At 71.2% G+C, this 4,250-nt stretch carries 2 protein-coding genes; one reads left to right on the top strand and one right to left on the bottom strand.

Annotated elements, in window-relative coordinates; genetic code table 11:
• A partial coding sequence (locus DD1DGNOD_RS22560) for an AAA family ATPase (RefSeq protein WP_165036975.1) occupies positions 1–1,811 on the bottom strand: 1,811 nt, incomplete at its 3' end.
• A 338-nt stretch (positions 1,812–2,149) separates the two neighbouring features.
• Here DD1DGNOD_RS22560 and DD1DGNOD_RS22555 point away from each other — a divergent pair.
• Positions 2,150–4,250, top strand: a 2,101-nt coding sequence (locus DD1DGNOD_RS22555) for an endonuclease Q family protein (protein WP_165036973.1), incomplete at its 3' end; no start/stop codon positions are given.

Raw genomic sequence — 4,250 nt, 5'->3', positions numbered from 1 at the left:
TCGTCCCGTACCCGCCGGGCGATCCGGGCCAGGGTGCCCTCCCAGCCCGGCGCCACCCCGTCAAGGTGGTGGTGGACGCCTTCGGCCGCGCGCAGCCGCTGGATCCGTTCGGCCAGTTCGGCCCGGCGTGCGGCGGCGGCGTCACGGCGGGCCCGTAGCTGCGCGATCCGCCGGTCGTGCTCGTCCGGACGGAAGGCGGCCTTCTCCGCCGCGAGCGCGCTGATACTCGCCGCAAGCTCGGACGAACCGGTGTCGTTCACGTCGGTGAGCGACACGCACAACCGTTGCAGTGTCGGGGGCATCTTCTCCCGCAGTACCCGCAGCGCCTGCGCCTTCTGGCTGGTGACCAGTACCCGCTGACCCTGGGCAAGCAGCGCGGACATCAGGTTGGCGATCGTGTGGGTCTTGCCGGTCCCGGGAGGCCCTTCCACCACCACGCCGTTGTCCTGGCGCAGGCGTTCCATCACGTGGGCCTGCTCCGGATTCGCCGGCAGCGGGAACAGTGGTTCCGCGCCCAGTTCGATGCCGCTTCGCATTCCGCCGGCGGCCAGCCACGCCAGGCGTTCGTCGGCCTCCAACGTCTCGACCAGTTGCACCAGGCCGAGCGGAGGCGGGTTGTCGCCGCGCAGCGCGTCCAGCATCTGGTCGTAGTAGTTCAGCAGCGCCGCCCGGCCGCGGGTACGCAGCACCAGTGCCGGAGCGAAGGTCACCTGTGGGCGTGGGCCGGGTTGCGCCACCGGACGCCAGGACGGCGAGTAACCGTCGGTGGACACGTCCACGGCAAGGGTCAGCCAGTCACGCAGTACCCGCTCGTCATCGGAGCCGAGGGGGACCGCGGCGCGGCCGTGCAGCCGCTCGTGCAGCGCGTTGGTCCGTTCCGGCCGGAACGCCTCCACCCCGTCAAGCAGGCTCCCGTCCTCCAGCCGGGTCGCGGCCTCGGCGGGCAGACGCAGGCGGATGGCGGAGGTGGCCGTGTCGATCTCCACCAGCAGCCTCGTCGCGAGCAGGTGATGGTGGACCCCGATGGTCGTGGGCCGCGGGCCGGGCGCTGTGGACGAGCCGGCCGCGGGCGGGCCGCCTGTGGACGGGCCGGGCGCTGTGGACGGGCGCGCCGCGGACCCCGGTGCCGGGACCTGCCAGGACAGCAGACCTGTGCAGAGCACCAGCTCGAGCGCGTCACCCTCCTGCGCCAGGCGCTGCGCCACCGCGTGCAGGACGTTGTGCAGGGTCCGCCGTTCTGCGTCCGCACGGGCCCTGACCGCCCAGATCCGCCAGGTCGGCAGCCACTCGGAGTAGGCGGCCTGGACGTCGGGTGCGTCCGCGAGCCGGATGGTTTCGGTGATCTCGCGCTGGATGCCGTCCGGTCGGAGTTCGACACGTGTCCGTGGGCCGATCTCGCGCAACGGCGGGAACTCGTCAGGCGGCTCTCCCGGCTCGGTCATGACAACCCAGCCGGTCAGCAGGTCGGGCAGCGCGGGTGGCGGCGGCAGGGCCGCCGCGGCGGGTGCGCACAACAGCACCTCGTCGGCGCCGGCCTGTTCGAACAGGGACAGGCCGTCCGGGAGGTCGTCGAGCCACAGCACGACAGGGTGGTCGTCGACCATGGTGATCCGCGGAGCCTGGCACAGGGCGATCTCCCGCAGGAACCGGACCAGGCGGTGACACCGGTCGCTCAGCGCGGCATGGCGCTGACTGTCGCGACGGTGCTCCTCGCCATGGCGTTCTTTGCCGTGGCGCTCCTCGCCGTGTTGCTCCTTGTCACGGTTCCCGTCGCGATGGTGCAGCTCGCGAACTGCCGTTTGTTCGGTCATAGTCCTCTCCGGACGGCGACGCGGCAGCCCCCGCGGGCTCCCTCCGATGGCCGGATGCGCACAGCGGCGGACACAGCCCGTTGCAGCAATGCTCATAATGACCCGTCCGGATGGGACGCGGTCATGCCGGGTCATGCTCCGGGCGCCGTCCATGGGACCCGGGCCTTCCGCCGGCGCGGAAGGAGCATGATCATGCCGCCTTCGGTCCTTCAGGTGGTGACCCAGCTCGGCATGCGGTGACCCAGCTCGGCAGGTGGTGACCCGCCCCGGCGGGCAGTAACCCCGGCTCGGCAGGCCGCCGTGTGTACGCGTGCGCGGATGCGACAACATACGCATCTGTGAGCTCACGGTTTCTCGCGGACCTGCACATCCACTCCAAGTACTCACGGGCCTGTAGCCGTGACTGCGACCTGGAGCACCTTGCCTGGTGGGCGGCGCGCAAGGGGATCCGGGTGATCGGAACCGGCGACTTCACCCACCCCGCCTGGACGCAGGAGATCGCCACCAAGCTCGTGCCGGCCGAACCCGGCCTGTTCCGGCTGCGTCCCGATCTCGAAGCGGACGTGCTGCGGACCCTGCCCGCCTCCTGCCGGGTGGCGACCCGGTTCATGCTGTCCACGGAGATCTCCACGATCTACAAGCGGGGGGAGCGGACCCGCAAGGTCCACCACCTCCTCTACGCCCCGAGTACCGACGCCGCGGGCCGGATCACCGCGAGCCTGGCGAAGATCGGCAATCTTACCGCGGACGGACGTCCCATCCTGGGGCTGGACTCGCGCGACCTACTGGAGATCACCCTCGGCGCGGGCGACGGCTGCTACCTGATACCGGCCCACGTGTGGACGCCGTGGTTCGCGGTGCTGGGCTCCAAGTCCGGTTTTGACGCGGTCGAGGACTGCTACGTCGATCTGGCCGACCACATCTTCGCATTGGAAACCGGCCTGTCGGCGGACCCGCCGATGTTCTGGCGGCTGTCCGGGCTCGACCGGTTCCGCCTGGTCAGCAACTCCGACGCGCACTCCCCGCCCATGCTCGGCCGGGAGGCGACCGCGTTCACCTGCGACGTCGACTACTTCGCCATGCTTGCGGCGCTGCGCACCGGGGACGGTTTCGCCGGCACGATCGAGTTCTTCCCCGAAGAGGGCAAGTACCACCTCGACGGTCACCGCAAGTGTAACGTCCGCTACGAACCGAGCCAGACCCGGCAGGCGGACGGTCTCTGCCCGCAGTGCGGACGGCCGCTGACCGTCGGGGTCCTGCACCGGGTGGATGCGCTTGCCGACCGTGCCGAAGGGGTCCGTCCGCCGACCGCGGGCGAGGTGCGTTCGCTGGTGGCACTGCCCGAGGTCGTGGGGGAGATCCTCGGGGTCGGGCCGAAGAGCAAGGCCGTGGCCGCGCAGGTCACCGCGCTGACCACCCGGCTCGGCCCGGAGCTGGAGATTCTTGCCGAGGTTCCCCTCGACGCGATCGCCGAGGTCGGCTCGTCCGCGCTGGTGGAGGCAATTCGCCGGCTGCGGCGTGCGGAAGTGATCCGCGAGGCCGGGTTCGACGGTGAGTACGGCGTTATCCGGCTTTTCGACCCCGAAGAACTCAGCTCGGACGCGGGCACGCTGTTCGACCTTGCCCCGGCCACGGGAACGTTGACGGCCGGCACCTCCCAGCCGGGGCAGCCGGGGCATCCGGGCCCGGGCTGCTCGGGCCCGGATGCCCCGGGAAATGCCGAGAAGGCGGTGGGGGAGAACGCGGCGGGATCGGGTGGCCCCCGGGCCCGCTCCTCCCGCCGGGGGACCCGCGCCACCCGCACTGCCCTGGCACCGTCCGTCTCACCCCCCGCTTTATCCGCGACCCCACCCGCGGTGGGTGGCACCACGGATGCGCGGGATCCGGATCCCGATCCGGCGCATCCGGCTCCTGAGCAGCGCGTTCCTGCTGTCGACACGTCATCTTCGGCAGGGCCGTCCTTCGACGCGTCCTCCTTTGAAGTGTCGGCGGGTATGCCGGTCCAGGACGGGCAGGTGGGCGTGCCGCACGAGGCGCACGGGTCGTCCGTCCTGGCCGCTCTCGATGCCGAACAGCGTGCCGCGGCGGCGGTCACGGAGGGTCCGCTACTGATCGTTGCCGGACCGGGAACCGGCAAGACCCGCACCCTGGTCCACTCGATCGCATACCGGGTGCGGGAGCGCGCGGTGCCGGCCGAACAGTGCCTGGCGGTGACCTTCACCCGGCGGGCCGCGACCGAACTGCGGGAACGGCTCGCCGCGCTCATTCCCCACCATGCGCCACGCATCTTCGCGACGACCTTCCACGGGCTGGGGCTGCGGATAGTCCAGGAACAGCACACACGCTTCGGCCTGGGACCGGACGTCGGGATCGCGGACGAGGCGGTGCGCGCGCAGATCCTGCGGGAGATGCTGGCCAGCACGGTGTCGGGAGCGCGCA

It is taken from the genome of Candidatus Protofrankia californiensis, from assembly GCF_900634765.1.
Taxonomy (GTDB): Bacteria; Actinomycetota; Actinomycetes; order Frankiales; family Frankiaceae; genus Protofrankia; species Protofrankia californiensis.
This window is presented reverse-complemented; position numbering and strand designations above follow the sequence as displayed.